A 23561-nucleotide genomic window follows, 5' to 3' on the forward strand; every position below is an offset into this window, starting at 1 on the left:
CCGGCCGCCCTTGTGCGGAACCGACGAAGCGCTCGCCCTTCTTTGTGGTGAGCCGCGCCGGGCATCCGCGGGCCGCCCTCTAGGGTTGGGGACCATGCCAGGTATCACGAAGGTGCTCATCGCCAACCGAGGCGAGATCGCCGTCCGCGTCGTCCGGGCCGCCCGTGACAGCGGCATCGCCTCCGTCGCCGTCTACGCCGACCAGGACCGCGACGCCGTGCACAGCCGCCTCGCCGACGAGGCGTACGCGCTCGGCGGCACGACCAGCGCCGAGACGTACCTCGTCATCGAGAAGCTGCTCTCGGTCGCCCGCCGCTCCGGCGCCGACGCCGTGCACCCCGGCTACGGCTTCCTCGCCGAGAACGCCGACTTCGCCCGCGCCGTCATCGACGCCGGACTGGTCTGGATCGGCCCGTCGCCGGAGGCCATCGAGCGCCTCGGCGACAAGGTCTCGGCCCGCCACGTCGCCGAGAAGGTCGGCGCTCCGCTCGCGCCCGGCACCCTGAACCCCGTCTCGGGCGCCGCCGAGGTGCTCGAGTTCGTCGACCAGCACGGGCTCCCGGTCGCCATCAAGGCGGCCTTCGGCGGCGGCGGCCGCGGCCTCAAGGTCGCCCGCGAGCGCGACGAGGTCGAGGAGATGTTCGCCTCCGCCACCCGCGAGGCGATCGCCGCCTTCGGCCGCGGCGAGTGCTTCGTCGAGAAGTACCTCGACCAGCCCCGGCACGTCGAGACCCAGTGCCTCGCCGACGCCGACGGGAACGTCGTCGTCGTCTCCACCCGCGACTGCTCGCTGCAGCGCCGGCACCAGAAGCTGGTCGAGGAGGCGCCCGCGCCGTTCCTCACCGACGAGCAGAACACCGAGCTCTACCGCGCCTCGAAGGCGATCCTGCGCGAGGTCGGCTACGTCGGCGCCGGCACCTGCGAGTTCCTGATCGGCAAGGACGGCACCGTCTCCTTCCTCGAGGTGAACACCCGTCTGCAGGTCGAGCACCCCGTCTCCGAGGAGGTCACCGGCATCGACCTCGTCCGCGAGCAGTTCCGCCTCGCCGAGGGCGGCCTGCTCGACTACGACGACCCGCAGCCCCGCGGCCACTCCTTCGAGTTCCGCATCAACGGCGAGGACGCCGGCCGCGGATTCCTGCCCGCCCCCGGCCCGGTGCACGTCTTCAAGGCGCCCGGCGGACCGGGCGTGCGCGTCGACTCCGGCGTCGTCGCCGGCGACGTGATCTCCGGCTCGTTCGACTCGCTGCTGGCCAAGCTGATCGTCACCGGCGCGACCCGCGCCGAGGCCCTCGAGCGCTCGCGCCGCGCCCTCGCCGAGTTCGAGGTCACCGGCCTGCCCACCGTGCTGCCGTTCCACCGCGCGATCGTCGAGGACCCGGCCTTCGCCCCCGCCGGCGACGAGCCGTTCTCGATCTACACCCGCTGGATCGAGACCGAGTTCGACAACACCATCGAGGCGTGGAGCGGCGAGCCCGGCGCGATCGACGGACCGGCCGCCCGCCAGAGCGTCGTGGTCGAGGTCGACGGCCGCCGCGTCGAGGTCACCCTGCCCAGCGACCTCGTCGGCTCCGGCCCGTCCCGCGGTCCCGCTGCCGCCGCCCCCAAGCGCCGCGGCTCCGCCTCCGTCAGCACCGTCACCGGCGACTCCGTCACCGCCCCGATGCAGGCCACCATCGTCAAGGTCGCCGTCGCCGAGGGCGACACCGTCGTCACCGGCGACCTCGTCGTCGTCCTCGAGGCCATGAAGATGGAGCAGCCCCTCACCGCCCACAAGGACGGCGTCGTCCGCTCCCTGAACGCGGAGGCGGGCACCACGGTCTCCTCGGGCCACGTGCTGCTGTCCATCTCCTGAGCCGCTCCCCGCGCGGCTCAGCGCGGTCGGCCCGTTCAGGTGGCGCGTTCCGCAGAGCGGGTCGCGTCGCGCGGCCGAGAAACGCTGACACGCGTTTCTCGGTCTCGCGCTCTGCCCGACGCTGATCGTGGGCGAGCCGGGCCGCTCCACGCAGGCCGGCTGAGCCGTTGCTCGCGGGAGGGCTCGGCGGGTTCATGCTGGTCGAGGAGCCGCGCAGCGGCATATCGAGACCCTCCCTCGATCAGCAGTGCGGGTGAACGCCGCTCCCACCACAGCTGACGCCGCGCCTCGGGCAGCGTCGGATCTCGATACGCGCGCTCCACGCGCTACTCGATCAGCATGGACGGCCGATGCGCGACCGCAGGAACCGCGTCCGCCCCATGCTGGTCGAGTAGCCGCGCAGCGGCGTATCGAGACCCTCCCTCACTCCACAGCTCGGTCGGATGCCGCCTCCCCCACCACAGCTGACGCCCTGCCCCGGGCAGCGCCGGATCTCGATTCGCGCGCTCCACGCTCTACTCGATCAGCATGGGTCGGGCACCCGCCGGAGCCGCTCGTACGCAAGGTAGAGCGCCGCGACCGAGAAACGCGTGCCAGCGTTTCTCGGCAGCGCGACGCGAGACGCTCTGCAGAACGCACCCCGTCGCGAAGCCGACCGCGCTGAGCCGCGCAGGGAGCGGCTCAGAACGAGCACAGCCGCGTGCCAGCGACTCGAGGCAGCGCGACCCGGCCCGCTCTGCGGAACGCACCCCGTCGCGAAGCCGACTGCGCCGGGCCGCGCGGGGAGCGGCCCGGAAATGAACACTGCCGTCGGCTTTCAGCCGACGATGTGCATGGCGCGCGCCGCCTCCGAGATGGAGCCGGTGAGGCTGGGGTAGACGGTGAAGGCGCGGGCGACCTGGTCGACGGTGAGGCGGTGCTCGACGGCGAGGGCGAGGGGGAAGATCAGCTCACTGGCCTTGGGGGCGACGATGACGCCGCCGATGACGGTGCCGGAGCCGGTGCGGGCGAAGACCTTCACGAAGCCGTCGCGGATGCCCATCATCTTGGCCCGGGGGTTGGCGGCGAGGGGGAGCTTGTAGATCTCGCCCTGGGCGAGCCCCTCCTCGATCTCCTTCTGGCTCCAGCCGACGGTCGCGATCTCGGGCTGGGTGAAGATGTTCGCCGCGACGTTGCGCACCTCGGTGGGGTTCACCGCGTCGCCCATGGCGTGGAAGACGCCGGTGCGGCCCTGCATCGCGGCGACGGAGGCGAGCGGCAGGAAGGTGGTGCAGTCGCCGGCCGCGTAGATCGAGGGGACGCTGGTGCGGGCGACGCGGTTGACGCGGATGTGGCCCGACTCGGTGAGCTGGACGCCCGCCTCCTCGAGGCCGATGCCGGCGGTGTTCGGGATCGAGCCGACGGCCATCAGGCAGTGCGAGCCCTCGACCACGCGGCCGTCGGACAGCACGGCGCGGACACCGGTCTCGGTGCGCTCGACGCGGTCGGCGCGCGACTTGGACAGCACGACCATGCCGTTGCGCTTGAAGACGTTCTCGATCACGGCGGCGGCGTCGGCGTCCTCGCCGGGGAGGACCTGGTCGCGGGAGGAGATCAGCGTGACCTTGGCGCCGAGCGCGCGGTAGGCGGAGGCGAACTCCGCGCCGGTGACGCCGGAGCCGACGACGATCAGGTGCTCGGGCACGGTCTTGAGGTTGTAGAGCTGGGTCCAGCTCATGATCCGCTCGCCGTCGGGCGCGGCGGACGGCAGGATGCGCGGGCTGGCGCCGACGGACACGACGATGGTGTCCGCCTCGATCCGGTCGAAGTCCATGCCCTCGTCGCCGGGCGCGGTCGCGACGATCAGCGCGTTCGAGCCGTCAAGGCGTCCGTCGCCCTGCACGATGCGCACGCCGTGGTGCACGAGGTTCGCGCGCATGTCCTCGGACTGCTGGCGGGCGAGCCCGAGGAGGCGCTTGTTGACCGTGGCGAGGTTGACCGCGACCTCGGGCCGGACCGGCTTGTTGGTCTGCTCGTGGCGAGTGAAGAACTGCACACCGAGGTCGGCGGCCTCGCCGATCGCATTGGTGGCCTCGGCGGTCGCGATCAGCGACTTCGACGGCACGACGTCGGTGATGACGGCCGAGCCGCCCACTCCGACCCGCTCGACGAGGGTGACCTCGGCGCCCAGCTGGGCTCCGGCGAGGGCGGCCTCGTAGCCGCCGGGTCCCCCTCCGAGGACGGCGATCCGCTGCGTGCGCTCGAACTCGTAAGGCATGCCTCCCATTGTCCTCCCGTGCTGGGAGTTCGCCCAATCGACGCGGGTCCAGGAGGGTCCGCGGGCCGAGTCCGCCCCCGCGTCGCGCGTGGATAGGGTGGGGGAATGGCTGACCAGACCCCCAATCCGCTCGACTCCGCCGACGCCGATCCCTTCGCGATCGCCGCCGAGGCCGCCGCCCAGATCATCGAGGCGACCGGCGTCGAGAAGCACGACATCGCCCTCACGCTCGGCAGCGGCTGGGGCAAGGCCGCCGACGCGATCGGCGAGACGACGGCCGTGGTCCCGGCGACCGACATCGTCGGCTTCACGAAGTCGGCCGTGCACGGCCACGGCGGCAGCCTCCGCTCGGTGCTGCTGCCGACCGGCAAGCGCGCGCTGATCATCGGCGCCCGCACCCACTACTACGAGGGGTACGGCGTGCGCCGGGTCGCGCACAGCGTCCGGGTCGCCGCGGCGACCGGCGCCTCGGTGATGATCCTCACCAACGGCGCGGGCGGCATCAAGGAGCACTGGACGCCCGGCACCCCGGTCCTGATCAGCGACCACATCAACCTCACCGCGGACTCCCCGCTCGAGGGCGCGACCTTCGTCGACCTGACCGACCTCTACTCGGCCCGCCTGCGCGCGCTGGCCCGCGAGACCCGCGCCGACCTCGACGACGGCGTCTACGTGCAGTTCCGCGGCCCGCACTACGAGAGCCCGGCCGAGGTGCAGATGGCCCGGATCATCGGCGGCCACATCGTCGGCATGTCGACCGCCCTCGAGGCGATCGCGGCGCGCGAGGCGGGCATGGAGGTGCTGGGCATGTCGCTGATCACGAACCTGGCGGCGGGCATCCAGAAGACGCCGCTGAGCCACGAGGAGGTCCTCGAGGCCGGGCGGAACGCCGAGGACGACCTCGCCCGCCTCCTCGCCGGGATCACGGGCGCGCTGTGACGGCGGACGTCCGCGCGCGCGCCGAGGACTGGCTCGCCCAGGACCCCGACCCGGAGACCCGGCAGGAGCTCGTCGACCTGCTGTCGGCGGACGCCGCCGGTGACCCCGCCGCCGCGGCCGAGCTGGCGGACCGCTTCCGCGAGCGCCTCGCCTTCGGCACCGCCGGGCTCCGCGGCGCGATCGCGGCCGGATCGAACCGGATGAACCGCGTCCTCGTCTCGCAGGCGGCCGTCGGGCTGGCGGACCACCTGCTCGCCCAGGGCCTCGAGCGCCCGCTGATCGTCATCGGCTACGACGGGCGGAGGAACTCCCGCGTCTTCGCCGAGGACTCGGCCGCCCTGATGGCCGGCGCGGGTGCCGACGCCGTGCTGCTCCCCCGCCTGCTGCCGACTCCCGTGCTCGCCTTCGCCGTCCGCCACCTCGGCGCCGACGCCGGAGTGATGGTGACGGCCAGCCACAACCCGCCGCAGGACAACGGCTACAAGGTCTACCTCGGCGGCGACGACGACGGCTCGCAGATCGTGCCGCCGGTCGACTCCGCGATCGCCGAGCGGATCCTCGCGGTCGCGACCGAGCGCCGCGTCACCGAGCTGCCGCGGGGCGAGTACCGCGTCGCCGACGAGTCCGTCGTCGACGCCTACATCGCCGCGACGGCGGCGGTCGGACGGCAGTCGGCCCCGCTGCGCGTCGTCTACACGGCGATGCACGGCGTCGGCTGGGAGACGGCGCACCGGGTCCTCTCCGCCGCCGACTTCGACGAGCCGGCCGTGGTGGTCGAGCAGATCGATCCCGATCCCGCGTTCCCGACCGTGGCGTTACCCAACCCCGAGGAGGCGGGGGCGCTCGATCTCGCCTTCGAGACGGCACGCTCGGGCCGCGCTCAGCTGATCGTCGCCAACGATCCCGACGCCGACCGCTTCGCCGCGGCGATCCCGGACGCGTCGCTCGAGGACGGCTTCCGTCGCCTCTCCGGCAACGAGGTGGGCGCGCTGCTCGGCTGGCGCACCGCCGAGCGCGCCCGCACCGCGGGCCGGACGGGCGGCGCGCTCGCCTGCTCGATCGTCTCCTCCCCCGCGCTCGGCGCGGTCGCCCGCGACTACGGGCTGGAGTTCGCGGAGACGCTGACCGGCTTCAAGTGGATCTCGCGCGTCCCGGACCTCGTCTTCGGCTACGAGGAGGCGCTCGGCTACCTGGTGAACCCCGAGACGGTCCGCGACAAGGACGGCATCTCGGCGGCGCTCGCCTTCCTCGATCTCGCCTCCTCACTCGCCGCGGAGGGCCGGACGATCGCCGACGAGCTCGACGCGTTCGCCGAGCGTTTCGGCCTGTTCGGCTCGGAGCAGATCTCGCTCCGGGTGACCGATCTCTCCGAGATCGGCCGGATCATGGCGGGGCTGCGCAGCGCTCCGCCCGCCGCGATCGGCGGCCTCGCCGTGCAGCGCACGGAGGACCTGCTCGCGGCGGGCGGAGCGCTGCCGCCGACGGATGCGCTGCGGTTCACCCTCGACGGCGCCCGTCTGATCGCGCGGCCGAGCGGCACCGAGCCCAAGGTGAAGCTCTACCTCGACGCCTGGTCGCACGAGGTCGACGCCGACGCCCGCCGCGGCGCGGTCGCCGCCCGCCTCGACGCCCTGCGGACAGGAGCCGCCGAGCTCCTGCGCTGAGCGGTGGTCAGCCGCGATCGGGAGCGTCCGCCAGCCCGGGGTCGGTGTCGCCGGTATAGATCGGCTGCGCCCGGTCGAGGAGGAAGTCGGACACGGCGGCGAGGCTGCGCTCACGAGCCCGCACCCAGGGGGCGTGCCCGCCCTCGGGGATGAAGACCGTCTGCGCGCCGGGGATCGCCTCGGCAAGGGCGTGCTGGCCGCGCCAGTCGACGAAGTCGTCCTGCGCCCGCACGACCAGCGTGGGCACGTCCACCGTGTGGAGTTGCTCGAGCGTCATCGCCCAGTGCGCCAGGAAGTCGTCGGTCAGCAGCAGGTTCGAGTAGAAATTGATGCCGCCGGGTTCGCCCAGCGACGCCGCCGCCACACGCCTGCCGGCGTCCTGCGGGAGCAGGTTCACGGCGGCGTCCGGGCCGACCGACCGCAGAAGCGCCACTCCGGCGGCCGCGCGCAGCTGAGCGCCCAGCGGGAGAGGAGCGGGCTCCTCCGCTGCGGGCTCCGCCCGCTCTGCCGGGTCTTCGACCGGCCGCGCATCGGCTGCCGCCTGCGCCTCGGCGACCGCGCGCCGTCCGTCCTCCGACGGGTCGTAGGTCCCGGAGGAGAGGAGGACCGCCTTCTCCACGTGCTCGGGGTGCTTGGCGGTGTAGGCGGCGGCGAGGTAGCCCCCGGCCGAGTGGCCGACGAGGATCACGCGATCCGCGCCCGTCTTCTCCCGGACGGCGTCGATGTCGGCGACGGACCGCTCCAGCGAGTAGTCGTGGATCGGCAGGTCGTCGGAGTAGCCGGCGCCCGGCTGGTCGAACAGGTAGACGTCGTGGCCGGTCTCGGCGAGGGCGGGCAGGAAGTCGAAGTCCAGGGCGGCGACATAGCCGCCGGGGCCGCCGTGCACGTACACGATCGGGACCTCGGATCCCCCGGGAGTGGGAGCGGGGGTCTTCCAGTACGCGACGTGCGAGCCGGTGGAGAGGTCCCAGTACTGCGGGGCCACCGGGCCGAAGCCGACGGACGACCCGCCGATCGGCGCGAGCACGGTCCCGCCGGCGAGCGCGCCGATGGCGGCGGTCGCGACCGCGGCGACGATCAGCGGGGTGCGCAGGCGCACCGACCGGCGGACCGGCCGAGGCCGTCGCGGGAGCAGGCGCTGCACGGCCGAGACCAGCAGGAGGACGAGAAGCAGGGACAGGACCACCCAGACGACGATCGCGAAGGGCAGGGACACGGCGAGCGCGAACGCCGCCGCGACCGTCGACAGGGTGAGCCCGAGGACGACGGCGACGGCCGCCGCGAGGACGGACAGGAGTCGGCGGAGCAGCGGACGCGGACGCCGCGAGGCGTGCCGGAGTTCGGGTGAGGAGGGGTCGGACGGGATCGAGGACATGGGTGGCGGCTCCTGGGAAGGGGGCGGGCGGAGAGGACGGATGCAGAGAAGGACGAGCGACGCGGACGGCGAGAACCGGGGCCGGGGCACGCCGCAGCGCCGCCCCGCGGGTCGGCGGGGCGGCGCTGCGAACGGCGGGTGCTAGCCGGCGCGGTTGACGACCGCGGCGAACGCGCCTGACGGGATGGCCGTCCCGGAGCCCAGCGGAGACACCACGCCCACCGTGGAGGGCGTGTCCCGGTCGACGGACCAGTGGTGCAGTCCGGCGAGGCCCTGCGTCTTCACGAAGGCGGCGATCCTCTCGAAGTCCGCGACGGAGGTGACCTCCTCGGTCACGTCGTTGACGCCGATCATCGCGGTCAGCTCGAGCCTCGAGTAGGGGATGCCGTGCTTCTCGTGCACGTTCCGAGCAGCCTGGATGGCGGACGCCCCCATGTCGGTCCTGCCGGTCGTCGAGTCGATGACCGCGTTCGCGGCGGTCGGCGACCCGTAGTCCATGGCCATCAGGTTGACGGTGTAGTGCTGCACGCCCGAGGCCTTGATCGCCTCGACGGTCGTGACTCCGACGTCGGTCAGGCTGTACCTCGATCCGTCCGACGCCGCCGCGGTGGGCAGGGTGAACTGGAACCGGAGGTCCGGGTACTTCACCTCGGCCGCGGCAGCGGCGTCGGCGAGCTCCCGGATCTGCGCGGCGGTCTGCCCGCGCTCGATGTCGAAGTCGATGCCGATCAGGTTCTTCGAGGCGTAGCGGCTGATGAAGGAGTCCAGCTGCGCGGCGTTCGCGGTGAACACCGCCGAGGCTCCTCCGGTGGCGAGCACGTAGTCCACGTCCGCGGCGACCAGCTGGTCGATCGAGCTGCGGAACTCGTCCGCCGTGACGCCCGCCCAGTTCGGGGCGTCCCCGGTGCCGGAGGCGAAGGCGAGCGTGACCGCGCTGCTGCCGGTGCGGCTCGCCCAGGAGTCCGGACCCACGAGCGGGACGATCCGGCCGTCGACCGCGGTTCGCAGCTGGTGGGTGTTCCAGTCCATGTTGACGGTGATGTCCTTGTAGCCGGAGCGCAGGACGGCAGGGGACGTTCCGGTGACGGGCGCCGCGCTGCCAGGGCCCTTCGCGGGATCCGTGGCGGCGGACGGCGCCGGCGTCGGCACCGCCGTCTTCGCGGGGGCCGGAGTCGTCGTCGAGGCCGGGGTCGAGATCGGGGCCGGAGTCGAGATCGGGGCGGGGGCGACCGCGCTCGCGGGCTGCCACACCTTCCCGGAGCCGATCGCACCGGACTCGGTGCGGGGGTCCGCGCCGCTGGTCCACCAGCCGGCGGTGTAGAGCTTCCCGTCGCGCACGACCTGCTGGCCGCCGGTGTACGTCGCCGACGCGCTCCACTCCGCGACACCGGGGAACGGGTTCGACGCGGGGGCGGCCGGCGCGAGGCTCGCGGACGGCGCCGGGACGGTGACGGACGCAGGAGCGCGGGTCGGTGCGGGAGCGGCGGTCGGCGTCGGCGCGGCGGTGGGGGTCGGCGCGACCGTCGGCGCGGTCACGCCCGCGGCGGGCTGCCAGACCTTGCCGGTCCCGACGGCCCCCGAGACCCGCAGCGGGTCCTCGCCGCTGGTCCACCAGCCGGCGGTGTAGAGCCTCCCCTGGCGGGTGACCTGCTGCCCGCCCGTGTAGGTCGCGGTCGCACTCCACTCCGGAGCGGCAGTGGAGGTGGCTGTGGCGGTCGACGCGGCGGGTGACGGGGTCTGAGCGAAGGCGGGCCCCGCCCCCAGAACAGCGCCTCCCGCCAGGAGCCCGAGGGTGGTGAGCCCGGCGATCGTGCAGCGGATGCGAGTGCGCACTTCAGTCCTCTCGATTCGGTGAAGAGGCTCGGAGACGGAGCCAGGTCGGAGAATCGCACGGACGTCCCGACCCTGCCGCCCTGGCGCGGGCTCTGGCGCACCACGTCGTCAGCGCGAGGGACGACTCCCGAGCTGCTCGCCGCGCTTCCAGAGCCACTCGACCGGGCCGACAGCGAAGCGGCGGAGCCAGAGATGCGCGGCGAGCACGACGATCGACGCGATCAGGACGAAGGCGCCGATCGTCACGGGTACCCGCCACGGCGCCACGGTGACCGCGAGCCCGAGGCCCCAGCCGTAGAACAGAGCGCCCCCGAGCAGGTTCTGCAGGAGATAGGCGCTCAGAGCGACCCGGCCGACCTCGCGAGCGCGACGCGCGAGCCAGCCGTCGCTGCCCCGGCGCAGGCCGAGCTCGGCGAGGAGGGCGAGCAGCCCGAGCGCCACCAGCGGAGCGACGAGGTAGCGCTCGGCCAGCAGACCGGCCGCGCTCCCGGTGAGTCCGAGCGCCAGATCGACCGGAGCGGCGACCGCACCGAGGACCATCAGCCGCCGCCGCAGCAGTCGCCCCTCCTCCGCGAAGAGGCCGGCGCGCAGCAGCTGAGCACCGAGCAGGAACATCGCCAGGCTCAGGAATCCGATCAGCAGGGGTTCGGCACGGAAGACTCCCGTGTTCTGCAGCCGGAAGACGGCGAGGCCGAGGAAGGAGGCGTCAGCGTAGGGGCTGCGACCCGTCGGACCCTGACCGGCGGCACCCGGCTGCGTCGCCACGAGCGCCACGAGCGCAGAGATCAGCAGGACGTGCAGCGCGCCGAGGACGACCACCGTGCGCCGCTGCGTCCGCGGCCGGGTGAGCAGCAGCCAGGCCACGACCGCTCCCGTCACCGCGTAGCCCATCAGCACGTCGAACTCCGCGATCAGCACGTAGTTGACCGCGCCGTCGAGCAGGAGCAGCGTCGCCCGCCAGAGGTAGCGGCCGGGCCAGCGCCGCCCCCGGCGGACCGCCGACGCGTGCTGGATCGCCAGCCCGATGCCGAAGGTGAGCGAGAGCAGGGCGAGGAACTTCCCCTGTGCCAGAGCCATCAGCACCAGCTGCACGGTCTGCGCGCCCGGGGACGTCCCGGGCGTCACCGGCTCGCTGAGCATCCCGAGCAGTCCCCAGGGGTGGGAGAACAGCCAGATGTTGGTGCCGAGGGTCCCGATGATCGCGACGCCGCGGACGACGTCCAGCGAGTCGATGCGCGCTCTCGCCGTCTCGGCGATTGGCAATACAGTCGTATTGGTCATGGTCGAGAGCGTAGCCTGCTCGAGCGGACGGATCGAGAGGAGCGCACGTGGCCGATCGGCGCGAGAGCAGGAGCGACATCCTCTCGGCGGTCGTCACCGTCCTCTCGACGCGCGGGGCCGATCAGCTCAGCATCCGGACCGTCGCCGCTGAAGCAGGCGTCTCGGCAGGCGCCGTCCAGCACCACTTCCCGACGAAGCAGGCGCTGCTGACCGGCGCGATGGCAGCGGTGGAGGAGCGGTTCCGCCGGCGGATGCTCGACCTGCGGGAGGAGGAGCCGTCGGCGGACGCTCGTCTCCGCGCCTTCTGCGAGGCGATCGCCTGCGTCGAGGACGCCGACGTCCCCGACGCCGTCGTCTGGACCGCGTTCGCCTCACGCGCCGGCACCGACCCGGAGATCCGCGCCCTGCACACCGCTGGCTGGTCGCGCACGGAGGACGTCGTCCTGGAGCTGCTGCGCGCCGCGCACCCCACGGCGCCGCTCGGCCCCGACGACGCCGCGCTCCTCCTCGCCGTCCTCGACGGCATCGCCGTCGCCCGCGCCGCCGAGCAGCCGACCCGCCTCTCCCCCGCCCGCGCCCGAGCCCTCCTCACCCGCACCCTCACCCTGCTGGCCCCCTGACCCGCCGCCCCGCCGCCCGCCTCGCGAGATGCCACTTGTGCAAGCCTCCCCCGGCGTGTCGCGCACACAAGTGGCATCTCGCGACCCGGACCACCCTCGCACCCACCCAGAACGAGCACCCTCAAGGCAGAGCGCGCTGTCGACAATCGCGTGCCAAGCGATTCTCGACAGCGCGACGCGACCGCTCCACGGAACGCACCACCTCGAGAAGCCGACCGCGCTGAGCCGCACAGGGAGCGGCTCAGAAAACGGCACCACGGGTCAGGAGCGAGCACCCTCAAGGCAGAGCGCGCGATCGAGAATCGCGTGCCAAGCGATTCGAGACAGCGCGACGCGACACGCTCCATGGAACGCACCACGACGAGAAGCCGACTGCGCTGAGCCGCACAAGGGGCGGCTCAGACGACGGCACCGCGGATCAGCCGAGCGCGCGCTCGATCTTCGCCGTGATCTCGGTCTGGTCGAGGTAGTTGTCGATGACGACGACCTCGGCGAAGGTCTTGCCGATCCTGTCGATCAGCTCGCTGGAGGTGAGGATGACCTGCGCGTCGGCGGCGAGGGCGTCGACGGAGGCGAGGTCGGAGGCGACGACCTCGGCCTCGAGGTCGAGGGCCTCGAGGGCGCGCTCGGCGCCGAGCTTGAGGATGGCGGAGGTGCCGATTCCGGCGCCGCAGAGGGTGACGATCTTCATGCGCTTCTTCCGTGGTGCGGGGTGTCGTCGGTGAGGACGGCGTTGATGCTGCGGACGGTGCGGGCGGCAGCGAGGGCGGCGACCGCGTCCGGCTTGCTGAGGACGTCGGCGAGGCCGGAGACGAAGCCGACGTGGCCGTGCGCCTGGGTGGCGGCGATGCCGATGACGACCGAGACCGGGTCGTTGGTGCTGTGGCCGAAGGCGACGGGCTCGGCGAGGGTGACCACCGAGATCCCGTCCTCGAGCACGTCGTTGCCCGGGCGGGCGTGCGCGAGGGCGAGGCCGGGGGCGATCACGATGTAGGGGCCGAGCACGTCGACCTGCTCGACCATCCGGCGGGAGTAGGCGGGGTCGACCGCGCCGCAGCGCTCGAGGGCGCGGCCCGCCTCCATGACCGCCTCGCGCCAGCTGGCAGCGGGATGGCGCAGGGCCACCGCGGCGTCGGAGAGCGGGTCGAGCGGCATGCTCAGGCCGCCTCGAAGCCGGCGCTGATGGTCTCGATCAGCTCGCGGCGCTCGTCCAGCGGCAGGAAGCTCGCCTCGGCCGCGTTGACCTGGAACGCCTCGAGGTCGTCGAGGTCGTAGCCGAACGCGTCCGAGAGCAGCGCGAGCTCGCGGCTGAGCGTCGTGCCGCTCATCAGGCGGTTGTCCGTGTTGACGGTGACGCGGAAGCCGAGCTGGTAGAGCAGGTCGAACGGGTGGTCGGCGAGGTCGGTGCCCCACGCGGCGATCGCCCCGGTCTGCAGGTTCGAGGACGGGCTGAGCTCGAGCGCGATCCGCCGGTCCTTCACCCACTCGGCGAGCTCGCCGAGCGTGACGTAGCTGGCGTCGTCGTCCTGGCGCTCGACGCGGATGTCTTCCGCGAGCCGGACGCCGTGGCCGAGGCGCAGTGCCCGGCCGTCGAGGAGCGCCGAGCGGATGCTGTCGAGGCCGTCCGCCTCGCCCGCGTGGACGGTCGTCGGGAAGTGCGCGGCGGCGAGGAGCTCGAACGCGGGGCGGTGCCGCGACGCGGGGAAGCCCGCCTCCGCGCCGGCGATGTCGAAGCCGATCGCGCCGCGCTCGCGGTGGCGCAGGGCCAGCTCGGCGATCTCGAGCGAGCGGTCGGTGTGCCGCATCGCGGTGATCAGCTGGCCGACGCCGAGCCGCGAACCGTGCGCGGCCGCCTCCTGGACGCCCTGCTCGAGTCCTTCCTGCACGGCCTCGACGGCCGCGTCGAGGGTGAGACCAGCGCGGAGGTGCTGCTCGGGCGCCCAGCGGATCTCGCCGTGCACCACGCCGTCCGCGGCGAGGTCGAGCACGAACTCGCGGGCGACGCGCTCGAGCGACGAAGCGGTCTGCATGACGGCGATCGTGGTCTCGAAGGTGGCGATGTAGTCCTCGAGCGAACCGGAGTCGGCCGTGGTGGTGAACCACCGCTCGAGAGCCTCGGGGTCCTCGGCGGGCAGGGCGACGCCGGTCTGCGCGGCGATGTCGACGATCGTCTCGGCGCGGAGTCCGCCGTCGAGGTGGTCGTGCAGTGACACCTTGGGCAGGTCGTCGATGAGGATGCCCTCGCCCGGGAGGAGGTACTCCTCGTGGCTGCTGCCGGTCTCGGTGCTGTCGGTCACGGTGCTCCTCCGGTGGGACGACGGTTCGCCGACCACCTTACGGTGCCGCCCGCGCCGGCCTCCGCTGGGTCCACCACCCCGTCCGGGTCAGGCCGGGTGCGCGAGCAGGCCGGGCCACCTCCGGCATGCGGAACGACCTCCGGCACGCCGGAACTCGCGAATCCCCCGAGCCGGGCTGATTCCACGAGCCGGACATCCTCTGGGCCCGCTCCCGGCACGCGGAATCACCTTCGGCACGTCGGAACGCGCGCCTTCCACGAGCCCAGGCCGGTTCCACGAGCCGAAGCTCCTGCCTGCCCATCTCCGGCACGCGAAACCGACTCCGGCACGCTGAAAGCTGCGGATCTTACGAGCCGGGCGCGGTTTCACGAGCCGGACGTCCACCCTCACCTCCGGCACGCGGAAGCAGCTCCGGCACGTCGGAATCCGCAGATTCCGCGTGCCGGAGGCCGTTCCGCGAGCCGGAGGTCGACCCGAGCGGCGGCAAGGGTCAGGCGATGCGCTCCGCCACCAGCGGGCCGCCGTCGAGGATCGCGTCGCCCTCGTCGCCGATGCGGTACGCGCCGTCCAGCGCCTCGAGCGCGCGGGAGAAGCGGGACGGCTCGTCGGCGGAGAGCGTGAAGAGCGGCTGACCGGCGCGGACCCGGTCGCCGGGCTTCGCGTGCAGGTCGATGCCGGCGGCGTGCTGCACCGCGTCCTGCTGGCGCGCGCGCCCCGCGCCGAGGCGCCAGGCCGCGATGCCGAAGGGCAGCGCCTGCTGCTCGACCAGGACGCCGTCGCGCTCGGCCAGGACGACGTGCGTCTCGCGGGCGACCGGCAGCGCGCCGTCCGGGTCGCCGTCCTGGGCGCGGATGACCGCACGCCAGGTGTCCATCGCCGCGCCGCCGTCGAGCGCACCCTCGACGTCCGCGTCGGGCTGCCCGGCCAGCGCCAGCATCTCGCGGGCGAGCGCGAGGGTCAGCTCGCGGACGTCCGCGGGGCCGCCGCCGGCGAGCACCTCGACGGACTCGCGGACCTCGTTCGCATTGCCGATCGCGAGGCCGAGCGGCACGTTCATGTTGGTCAGCAGCGCCGTGGTGCGGACGCCGGCGTCGTTGCCGAGATCGACCATGGCGCGGGCCAGCTCGCGCGAGCGCTCGATGTCGGTCATGAACGCGCCGGAGCCGAACTTGACGTCGAGGACCAGGGCGTCGGTCCCCTCCGCGATCTTCTTCGACATGATCGAGGAGGCGATCAGCGGGATCGCCTCGACGGTGCCGGTGATGTCGCGCAGGGCGTAGAGCTTCTTGTCCGCCGGAGCGAGCCCGGAGCCCGCGGCGCAGATGACGCCGCCGACCGTCCGCAGCTGCTCGAACATCTCCTCGTTGCTGAGGTCCGCGCGCCAGCCGGGGATCGCCTCGAGCTTGTCGAGCGTGCCGCCCGTGTGGCCGAGGCCGCGACCGGAGAGCTGCGGCACCGCGACGCCGAAGGAGGCGACCAGCGGCATCAGCGGCAGCGTGATCTTGTCGCCGACCCCGCCGGTGGAGTGCTTGTCGACCGTCCGCTTGCCGAGGCCGTCGAAGCTCATCCGCTCGCCGCTCGCGATCATCGCGAGGGTCAGGTCGCGGATCTCGTCGCGGTCCATCCCGTTGAGCAGCACGGCCATCGCGAAGGCGGCCATCTGCTCGCCCTGGACGTAGCCGCGGGTGTAGGCGTCGATCAGCCAGTCGATCTGCGCGGTCGAGAGCGTGCCGCGGTCGCGCTTGGTGCGGATGACGTCGACGGCGTCGAACGCCTCGACGGGGGTGGACGGGGTCATGCGAGGTCCTCGGTTCAGGAGTGGGAGCGGGAGGCGGCGGCGCTGCACGGCCGCGGAGGGCCGTCGGCGCCGCGGAGGGCGTCGGCGGGGCGGGACTACTCGGCCGCGTACGCCTCGAGGGTGCGCGGACCGAACGCGTCGGGGATGACCTCGTCGATCGTCTTCACGCCCGACACGGTCTGCAGGAGCATCCCGTCGGCGGAGTGCTCGAAGAGCAGCTGACGGCAGCGCCCGCAGGGCATCAGCACGCCGCCCTTGCCGTCCACGCAGGTGAAGGCGACGAGCCGGCCGCCGCCCGTCATGTGCAGCGACGACACCAGCGCGCACTCGGCGCAGAGGGTCAGGCCGTAGGAGGCGTTCTCGACGTTGCAGCCGGAGATCACTCGGCCGTCGTCGACCAGCGCGGCGACGCCCACGGGGAACTTCGAGTACGGCACGTAGGCCTTGCCCATCGCGTCGAGCGCGGCGGTGCGGAGCGCGTCCCAGTCGATGTCGGTCATCGGATCCGTCCTCACGATTTGAGATAGGGCTTGCCGGCGGCGGCCGGACCCCGCGACTGCCCGACCAGGCCGGCGACCGCGAAGATCGTCACCACGTAGGGCAGCATCAGCATGAACTCGCTCGGCACCGGCGAGCCGATGACGCCGAGCACGTTCTGCAGGTTGGTCGCGAAGCCGAACAGCAGCGAGGCGAGGGTGGCCTTGATCGGGTCCCAGCGGCCGAAGATGACCGCCGCCAGGGCGATGAAGCCCGCGCCCGCCGTCATCTCCTTGCCGAACGCGCCGACCGCGTCGAGCGTGTAGTACGCCCCGCCCATGCCCGCGATCGCGCCGGCCAGCGAGACGTTCCAGAACCGCGTCCTGGCCACGTTGATGCCGACGGTGTCCGCGGCCTGGGGGTGCTCGCCGACCGCGCGGAGCCGCAGGCCCCACTTCGTCTTGAAGAGCCCCCACCACACGGCGAAGATCGCGAAGTACATCAGGTAGACGATGATCGTCTGGTTGAACAGCACCGGTCCGAGGATCGGCACCTGGCTGAGTCCCGGGATCGGCAGCCGGTCGAACTTGACCGGCGAGTTGAAGACGGCGGCGTCGCTGGTCAGCACCTGCGAGTAGAGGAAGCTCGTGAGCCCCGTCACGAGGACGTTGAGGACGACGCCGACGATCACCTGGTCGACCAGGTACTTGATCGCGAAGGCGGCGAGCACGAACGAGACCAGCACGCTCGCGATCATCGCCGCGAGCAGGCCGAGCACGGGCTGGCGGGTCAGCGAGCCGACCATCGCCGCGGTGAAGGCGCCGGCGAGCAGCTGGCCCTCGATCGCGACGTTGACCACGCCGACGCGCTCCGAGATGACCCCGCCGAGCGAGCCGAAGATCAGCGGCGTCGCGAGCCCGACGGTGCCGAGGAGCAGCCCCGGCAGCGGCAGCGTCGCGCCCGCGGACGCCCAGACCAGGAAGCCGACCAGGAAGACGAGCGCGAAGAGCGCCGAGAGCCAGAGCGGCAGGCGGCGGGCCGAGCGGGTGAACGCGACGGCGACCGCCGTCAGACCGACCAGGACGACCGCCACGACCACGCCGGTGGCGCGGGTCGGGAACGGCAGGTCCGGCAGGGCGAAGAAGTCGTTGCCGGAGGCGAGGCGGAACGAGCTGGTGCCGTCGCGGCCGAGGGCCACGAACAGGATCACGGCCAGCAGCGAGAAGATCCCGAACGCGATCGGGGCCTTCCAGCTGCGGACGGCGACCCGGGACGCGGTCCCGGGGGCACGGGAGACTGCGGTGGTCATGCGGACACCTCCGTGGTGCGGCGCGTGCGGCGCTTGGGGGCGACCCCGGGCGTCGGGAGACGGAAGATCGCGCGCACCAGGGGCGGCGCGGCGATGAAGAGGACGATCAGCGACTGCACGACGAGGACCACGTCGATCGGCACGCCCTCGGCGGCCTGCATCGAGTAGCCGCCGGCCTTGAACGCGCCGAAGAGGATGCCGGCGAAGAACACGCCCCAGGGCCGCGAGCGGCCCAGCAGCGCGACGGTGATCGCGTCGAAGCCGATGCCCGCGTCGATCCCGGAGGTGAAGCCGGTGGTGACGGTGCCCATCACCTGCGCGCTGCCGGCGAGGCCGAGCAGGCCGCCGGAGAGCAGCATGGCGTACACGTAGCTGTTCTTGACGTCGATGCCGGCGACCCGGGCCGCGTGCGGGTTCTCGCCCACCGCGCGGAACTTGAAGCCGATGCTCGAGCGGTTGAGCAGCCACCAGACGAAGACGGTCGCGAGGATCGCGACGACGAAGCCGAGGTTCAGCGAGTATCCGGAGCCGAGGAGGTCGGGGAAGACCGCGGTGTCCTTCATGCCTGGCGACTTGGGATTGTTCGAGCCCGGCGCCTGGAGGGCGCCCGGCGTGCGCAGGAGGTAGGAGACGAAGTAGAACGCGACGTAGTTGAGCATGATCGTGAGGATCACCTCGTGCGCGCCGGTCCGCGCCTTGAGCAGGCCGACGAGGCCGCCCCAGAGCGCGCCGCCCAGGATGCCCGCGGCGAGGGTGATCACCAGGTGCACGCCGAACGGCAGGTCGAAGGAGAAGCCGACCCAGCCGGCGCAGGCGGCGGCGATCAGCATCTGGCCGCGGCCGCCGATGTTGAAGAGCCCGACGCGGAAGGCGAGGGCGACGCCGAGGCCGCCCGCGATCAGCGGCGTGGCGAAGGCGAGGGTGTCGGTCAGCGGCTTGATGCCGTTCGCGAAGCCCTCGCGGCGGAAGTTGTAGACCGAGCCCTGGAAGAGCGAGGAGTACGCCCCGGCGACCGACTGCCAGATCGCCTGCAGCGTGTCGAGCGGCCGGGCGAAGAAGTAGCCCGAGGCCGACTGGACCTCGGGGTCGGTGGCGGCGATCAGCACGCCGCCCGCGATCAGCGAAAGCAGGACGGCCAGCACCGACATCAGCGCGGTCCCGGAGAGGATCTCGCGGAGGACGCGCGAGGCCCCGCTCTCGATCGGGCCGGGCCGCGCCTCCTGACCCGGCTTCTGGCCCGGCTCGAGGCCGGTCGCCCTCTCGGACTCGGCGTCCGGATCGACGGCGGGCAACTGCGCGTCGCTCATGCGGCCGCACCCTTCTCGGCGGGCGACTGCCCGGCCATCATGAGCCCCAGGGTCTCCCGGGGCGTGTCGGCGGGGACGATCCCGATGATGCCGCCCTTGTACATGACCGCGATGCGGTCGGCGAGAGCCGCGACCTCGTCGAGCTCGGTGGAGACGACGATGACGGGCACGCCGGTGTCGCGGGTCTCGACGATGCGCTTGTGCACGAACTCGATCGAGCCGACGTCGATGCCGCGGGTCGGCTGGGCGGCGATGAACAGCCGCAGCTCGCGGCTGAGCTCGCGGGCCAGGACGACCTTCTGCTGGTTGCCGCCGGAGAGGCGGCCGACGTGGGTGGTGATGCCCTGCGCGCGGACGTCGAACTCGCGGACGCGCTCCTCGGCGAACGTCTCCAGCGCCTTCAGCTGCAGGCCGAGACCCTTGACGAACGGGCCGCTGTCGCTGCGGTCGAGCATCAGGTTCTCCGCGATGGTGAACTCGGCGACGAGGCCGTCCTCGGTGCGGTCCTCGGGGACGAAGCCGACGCCGGCGTCGAGCACCCGGCGGACGGAGAGGCCGTCGAGCCGGCGGCCGTCGAGGGTCACCGTGCCCTCCACGCGCTCCTGCAGGCCCATGATCGCCTCGGTCAGCTCGGTCTGGCCGTTGCCCTGCACGCCGGCGATGGCGAGGATCTCGCCGCGGCGGACCTCGAACGAGACGTCGTCGACGACGGCCTGCCCGTTCGCGTCCCGGACGGTGAGGTTGCTGACGACGAGGGCCTCGTCGCCCGCCCGCGCCGGCTCCTTCTGGACGGTGAGCTCGACGGCGCGGCCGACCATCAGCGAGGCCAGCTCCGCGTTGCTCGCGGTCGGCGAGGCCTCGCCCACGACCTGGCCGAGGCGGATGACCGTGATGCGGTCGCCCACCTCGCGGACCTCGCGCAGCTTGTGCGTGATGAAGACGATCGCGGTCCCGGAGGCACGCAGCTGCCGCATGATCGCGATCAGCTCGTCGGTCTCCTGCGGGGTCAGCACGGCGGTCGGCTCGTCGAAGACGAGGACCTTCGCGTCGCGGGAGAGCGCCTTGATGATCTCGACCCGCTGCTGGACGCCGACGGGCAGGTCCTCGACGATCGCATCGGGATCGACGTCGAAGCCGAAGCGGTCGGAGATGTCGCGGACGCGGGCGCGCGCGGCGGCCAGGTCGAGCCGGCCGCCCGACTTCGTCTCCTCGTGGCCGAGCATGACGTTCTCGGCGACCGAGAAGACCGGGACGAGCATGAAGTGCTGGTGCACCATCCCGATCCCCGCCTTCATGGCGTCGCCGGGGCCGGAGAAGCGCTGGACCACGTCGTCCAGCAGGATGTCGCCCTCCTCCGCCTGGTACAGCCCGTACAGGACGTTCATCAGCGTGGACTTGCCCGCGCCGTTCTCGCCGAGGAGGCAGTGGATCTCACCGGGTTCGACGGTGAGGTCGATGTGATCGTTGGCCACGAGAGCGCCGAAGCGCTTCGTGATGCCCCGCAGTTCGAGCTTCATGGGTCCAATCTAACTTTCGGTGCGGGGTGCCAGCGCGCGGGAGCCGGCGGGACAGCCGACGAGAGGCCGGTGGGCCCGAGCAGAACTCGGGCCCACCGGCCTCTTCGTCAGTGCGCTGCGATCGATCCGGAGATCAGGACGCGGCGGGCGCGGACGGCGACTCGACGGTGATCGAGCCGTCGATGATGCCCTCCTTGATGGTGTCCAGCTCGCCCTGCAGGTCGGCCGAGACCTTCGACTCGAAGTCGTGGAACGGCGCGATGCCGACACCGTCGTTCTCGAGCGTGCCCACGTACGGGGTCGCGTCGAAGGCGTCGGCGCCCGCGGTGGAGGTGACGTCGGTCGTGCCGGCCTCGATGCCCTTGAGGATCGAGGTCAGGTACAGGTCACCGCCGTCGGGGTAGGTCTCGTACAGGTCGGCGTCGACACCCACCATGGCGATCTCCTTGCCGGAGTCGCGGATGGCCTCGATGGCCGACTGGAAGATCGGGCCGCCGACCGGGAGGATGACGTCGGCGTTCTGGTCGATCAGGGACTGCGCGGCCGACTTGGCCTCGACACCGGCGGCGAAGCCTCCGGTGAACGAGCCGGTCTGCGCGGCGACGTCCCAGCCGACGACCTTGACGTCGGTGCCCTTCTGCTCGTTGTGGTACGCCACGCCGTCCGCGAAGCCGTCCATGAAGATGGTGACGGTCGGGAACTGCTGGCCGCCGTAGGTGCCCACGACGCCCGTCTTCGAGTACGAGGCCGCCGCGTAGCCGGCGAGGAACGCCGACTGCGAGGTGTCGAAGGTGATCGGCTTGACGTTCGGCAGATCGATCGACGCGTCGTCGATGATGGCGAAGTCGATGTCGGTGTTCTCCTCCGCCGCGGCCGAGGTGGCCTCGGCGAGGGCGAAGCCGACGGTGATGATCAGGTTGCAGCCCTGGTCGACGAGGCTCGTCAGGTTGGGCGCGTAGTCGGTCTCGGACTCCGAGGTGACGGTCTTCGGGGTGACGCCGAGGTCCTCCGACGCCGCGACCAGGCCGTTGTAGCCCAGCTCGTTGAACGACTTGTCGTCGAACCCGCCCGCGTCGGAGACCATGCAGGGCAGGAAGTCGCCACCGGCGGCGGCGCTCGAGCCGGTCTCCTCGGGGGCGGAGGCGCAACCGGCGAGAAGCGCGGTGACGCCCAGAGCGGCGAGACCGCCGAACGCGGCCTTACGCGTGGTGATAGTCAAGATTCGTCCTCCAAGATTCGGCCCCGCGCGCACGATCGGCACTGCAGGGCATCGATGACCTCACGTTACCCAAGGTGTCGGAACGCTCAGCCGCCGCGGAGGGCCAACTCGGGAAGCGTTACACAGTGTTGATCTTGGGGAGGAGCCGCGAGCGGCTCCTCCCCCGCGGTCGGCCACCTGGAGTGGTGCGTTCCGCAGAGCGGGTCGCGTCGGGCTGGCGGAAATCTCTGGCACGCGATTTCCGCTCGCGGCCCTCGACCCTGCGGGCGAGGGGGTCCGGGACGCGGCGCTCCCGGACGGCTCTGCGACCAGCAGGTGAGGGCACGACTGCCTCCGGGCGCGCATCCACCCCATGCTGATCGAGTAGCGCGCGGAGCGCGCGTATCGAGATCCGACCACGCCAGAACGTGAGCCTGCAGAGCCGCCCTGCTGGGGACGGCGGTCTCGATACGCCGCTGCGCGGCTACTCGACCAGCAGGGGAAGGACGCGGCTCCGCTCAGACATGCGGTCGTACGACCCTGCTGATCGAGTAGCGCGCGGAGCGCGCGTATCGAGATCCACCTCTCCCGGGAGGGCGGATCTCGCGGCGATCGGCTACAGGACGTCGGTGCGGCCCGAGAGGCGGAGGGCGTCGACGACGCCCTTCACCTTCTGGGCGTTCTCGGTGGTGGTGACGAGGAGGGCGTCGGGGGTGTCGACGACGACGATGTCCTTCACGCCGATCAGCGCGATGGTGCGGTTGCCGCCGCTGACGACGATGCCGGTGGCGGAGTCGGCCAGGACGCGGGCGTCCTCGCCGAGGATCGCCAGGTCGGAGCGCAGGCCGCTCGCGTGCAGCTTCGCGATCGACGCGAAGTCACCGACGTCGTCCCAGGAGAAGTGGCCGGGGACGACGGCGAGCTTGCCCTCCGCGGCGGCCGGCTCGGCGACCGAGTAGTCGATCGCGATCTTCTCGAGGCCCGGCCAGATGCGGTCGACGACCGCGCCGCGCTCCGGGGTGTCCCACGCCTCCGCGAGCTCGAGCAGACCGGCGAGCAGCTTCGGCTTCGAGCGGCCGAGTTCCTCGAGCAGGCGGTCGGCGCGGGCGATGAACATGCCGGCGTTCCAGAGGTACTGACCGCTCTGGACGTAGGTGCGGGCGGTCTCGGCGTCGGGCTTCTCGACGAAGGAGTCGACGGCGAGCGTGTGCGCGGCGCCCTCGATGCCGAGGTGGTCGCCGGTGCGGATGTAGCCGAAGCCCACCGCCGGCTCGGTCGGCGTGATGCCGATCGTCACGATGAAGCCGGCGTCGGCGGCGACGACCGCCTCGGCCACCGCGTCGTGGAAGAGGTGCTGACCGCTGATCACGTGGTCGGCCGCGAACGAGCCGATGATCACGCCGGGCTCGCGGCGCTCGAGGATCGCGGCGGCGAGGCCGATCGCGGCGGAGGAGTCGCGCGGCTCGCTCTCGAGGACGACGTTGAGGTCCTCGAGGCTCTCGAGCTGGCGCTCCACGGCGGCGCGGTGCGCACGGCCGGTGACGACCATGATGCGGTCGGCACCCGAGATCGGGGCGAGGCGGTCCCAGGTGTCGCGGAGCAGGGTCTGGCCCGAGCCGGTGAGGTCGTGCAGGAACTTCGGGGCGTCGGCCCGCGAGAGCGGCCACAGCCTCGAGCCGATCCCGCCTGCCGGGATCACGCTGTAGAAGCGGTCGAGCGGGGCGCGGCCATCGGTCTCAGGTGATGTCATGTCCGCAGGATACAAGGGCGCCCGGACGTGTCCGTCCGTTCACCCGGGCGCGCTCCCGCGTTCACACGGCGCCCGTAGCGTCCG

Annotated in this window: 18 protein-coding genes; 4 read left to right on the plus strand and 14 right to left on the minus strand. The window is 72.3% G+C overall.

Annotation, left to right across the window (positions count from 1 at the left end; all coding sequences use genetic code 11):
• Positions 1–94 precede the first annotated feature (94 nt).
• Complete coding sequence (locus EDF43_RS05225) at positions 95–1855, plus strand: biotin carboxylase N-terminal domain-containing protein (protein ID WP_132435870.1); 1761 nt, start codon at positions 95–97, stop codon at positions 1853–1855.
• Positions 1856–2672: 817 nt separating this feature from the next.
• Here the strand turns inward: EDF43_RS05225 and EDF43_RS05230 are convergent.
• Positions 2673–4112 (minus strand): NAD(P)H-quinone dehydrogenase, encoded by a 1440-nt coding sequence (locus EDF43_RS05230; protein ID WP_127886072.1) that lies wholly within the window; start codon positions 4110–4112, stop codon positions 2673–2675.
• 105 nt (positions 4113–4217) lie between these two features.
• Between EDF43_RS05230 and EDF43_RS05235 the strand changes: the two genes are divergently transcribed.
• Together EDF43_RS05235 and EDF43_RS05240 are read left to right on the plus strand one after the other, a co-directional pair.
• Entirely contained in the window at positions 4218–5051 is an 834-nt protein-coding gene (locus tag EDF43_RS05235; protein WP_123735208.1) for a purine-nucleoside phosphorylase, read from the plus strand.
• Entirely contained in the window at positions 5048–6715 is a 1668-nt protein-coding gene (locus tag EDF43_RS05240; protein WP_132435871.1) for a phospho-sugar mutase, read from the plus strand. Before EDF43_RS05235 ends, EDF43_RS05240 begins: the two co-directional genes overlap by 4 nt.
• 7 nt (positions 6716–6722) lie before the next feature.
• Here the strand turns inward: EDF43_RS05240 and EDF43_RS05245 are convergent, their stop codons facing one another.
• The 3 genes from EDF43_RS05245 to EDF43_RS05255 all read right to left on the minus strand — a co-directional run bounded on the left by EDF43_RS05245 (position 6723) and on the right by EDF43_RS05255 (position 11204).
• A complete protein-coding gene (locus EDF43_RS05245) occupies positions 6723–8090 on the minus strand; it encodes an alpha/beta hydrolase (protein ID WP_132435872.1) in 1368 nt (455 codons plus the stop codon).
• Between the two features lie 141 nt (positions 8091–8231).
• On the minus strand, positions 8232–9923 hold the full coding sequence (locus tag EDF43_RS22275; RefSeq protein ID WP_132435873.1) for a carbohydrate-binding protein: 1692 nt from the start codon (positions 9921–9923) through the stop codon (positions 8232–8234).
• 108 nt (positions 9924–10031) lie between these two features.
• Positions 10032–11204, minus strand: a complete 1173-nt coding sequence (locus tag EDF43_RS05255; RefSeq protein WP_132435874.1) for a DUF418 domain-containing protein — start codon at positions 11202–11204, stop codon at positions 10032–10034.
• A 47-nt stretch (positions 11205–11251) separates the two neighbouring features.
• On the opposite strand from EDF43_RS05255, the gene EDF43_RS05260 reads away from it, so the two are divergent.
• Positions 11252–11824 (plus strand): TetR/AcrR family transcriptional regulator, encoded by a 573-nt coding sequence (locus EDF43_RS05260; protein WP_132435875.1) that lies wholly within the window; start codon positions 11252–11254, stop codon positions 11822–11824.
• Between the two features lie 418 nt (positions 11825–12242).
• Here EDF43_RS05260 and EDF43_RS05265 read toward each other — a convergent pair whose 3' ends face one another.
• The 10 genes from EDF43_RS05265 to EDF43_RS05310 all read right to left on the minus strand — a co-directional run bounded on the left by EDF43_RS05265 (position 12243) and on the right by EDF43_RS05310 (position 23477).
• The gene (locus EDF43_RS05265; RefSeq protein ID WP_127886065.1) at positions 12243–12515 is read right to left on the minus strand and encodes a PTS sugar transporter subunit IIB; all 273 of its coding nucleotides are present in this window, start codon (positions 12513–12515) and stop codon (positions 12243–12245) included.
• Complete coding sequence (locus tag EDF43_RS05270; RefSeq protein ID WP_132435876.1) at positions 12512–12979, minus strand: PTS sugar transporter subunit IIA; 468 nt, start codon at positions 12977–12979, stop codon at positions 12512–12514. Before EDF43_RS05270 ends, EDF43_RS05265 begins: the two co-directional genes overlap by 4 nt.
• 2 nt (positions 12980–12981) lie before the next feature.
• Positions 12982–14061 (minus strand): adenosine deaminase, encoded by a 1080-nt coding sequence (locus EDF43_RS05275; RefSeq protein WP_243646242.1) that lies wholly within the window; start codon positions 14059–14061, stop codon positions 12982–12984.
• Between the two features lie 550 nt (positions 14062–14611).
• Positions 14612–15919, minus strand: coding sequence for a thymidine phosphorylase (locus tag EDF43_RS05280; RefSeq protein WP_132435878.1), 1308 nt, complete (start codon positions 15917–15919; stop codon positions 14612–14614).
• A gap of 95 nt (positions 15920–16014) precedes the next feature.
• The gene (locus EDF43_RS05285) at positions 16015–16419 is read right to left on the minus strand and encodes a cytidine deaminase (protein WP_123445294.1); all 405 of its coding nucleotides are present in this window, start codon (positions 16417–16419) and stop codon (positions 16015–16017) included.
• An 11-nt stretch (positions 16420–16430) separates the two neighbouring features.
• Complete coding sequence (locus EDF43_RS05290) at positions 16431–17705, minus strand: ABC transporter permease (RefSeq protein WP_123735200.1); 1275 nt, start codon at positions 17703–17705, stop codon at positions 16431–16433.
• Complete coding sequence (locus EDF43_RS05295; protein WP_123445292.1) at positions 17702–19012, minus strand: ABC transporter permease; 1311 nt, start codon at positions 19010–19012, stop codon at positions 17702–17704. Before EDF43_RS05295 ends, EDF43_RS05290 begins: the two co-directional genes overlap by 4 nt.
• A complete protein-coding gene (locus tag EDF43_RS05300; protein WP_123445291.1) occupies positions 19009–20529 on the minus strand; it encodes an ABC transporter ATP-binding protein in 1521 nt (506 codons plus the stop codon). Before EDF43_RS05300 ends, EDF43_RS05295 begins: the two co-directional genes overlap by 4 nt.
• A gap of 133 nt (positions 20530–20662) precedes the next feature.
• A complete protein-coding gene (locus EDF43_RS05305; RefSeq protein ID WP_123735197.1) occupies positions 20663–21748 on the minus strand; it encodes a BMP family ABC transporter substrate-binding protein in 1086 nt (361 codons plus the stop codon).
• A gap of 595 nt (positions 21749–22343) precedes the next feature.
• The gene (locus EDF43_RS05310) at positions 22344–23477 is read right to left on the minus strand and encodes a mannose-1-phosphate guanylyltransferase (RefSeq protein ID WP_132435879.1); all 1134 of its coding nucleotides are present in this window, start codon (positions 23475–23477) and stop codon (positions 22344–22346) included.
• Positions 23478–23561: the final 84 nt, after the last annotated feature.

Origin of the sequence: Rathayibacter sp. PhB179 (assembly GCF_004345345.1) — a bacterium.
GTDB lineage: Bacteria > Actinomycetota > Actinomycetes > Actinomycetales > Microbacteriaceae > Rathayibacter > Rathayibacter festucae.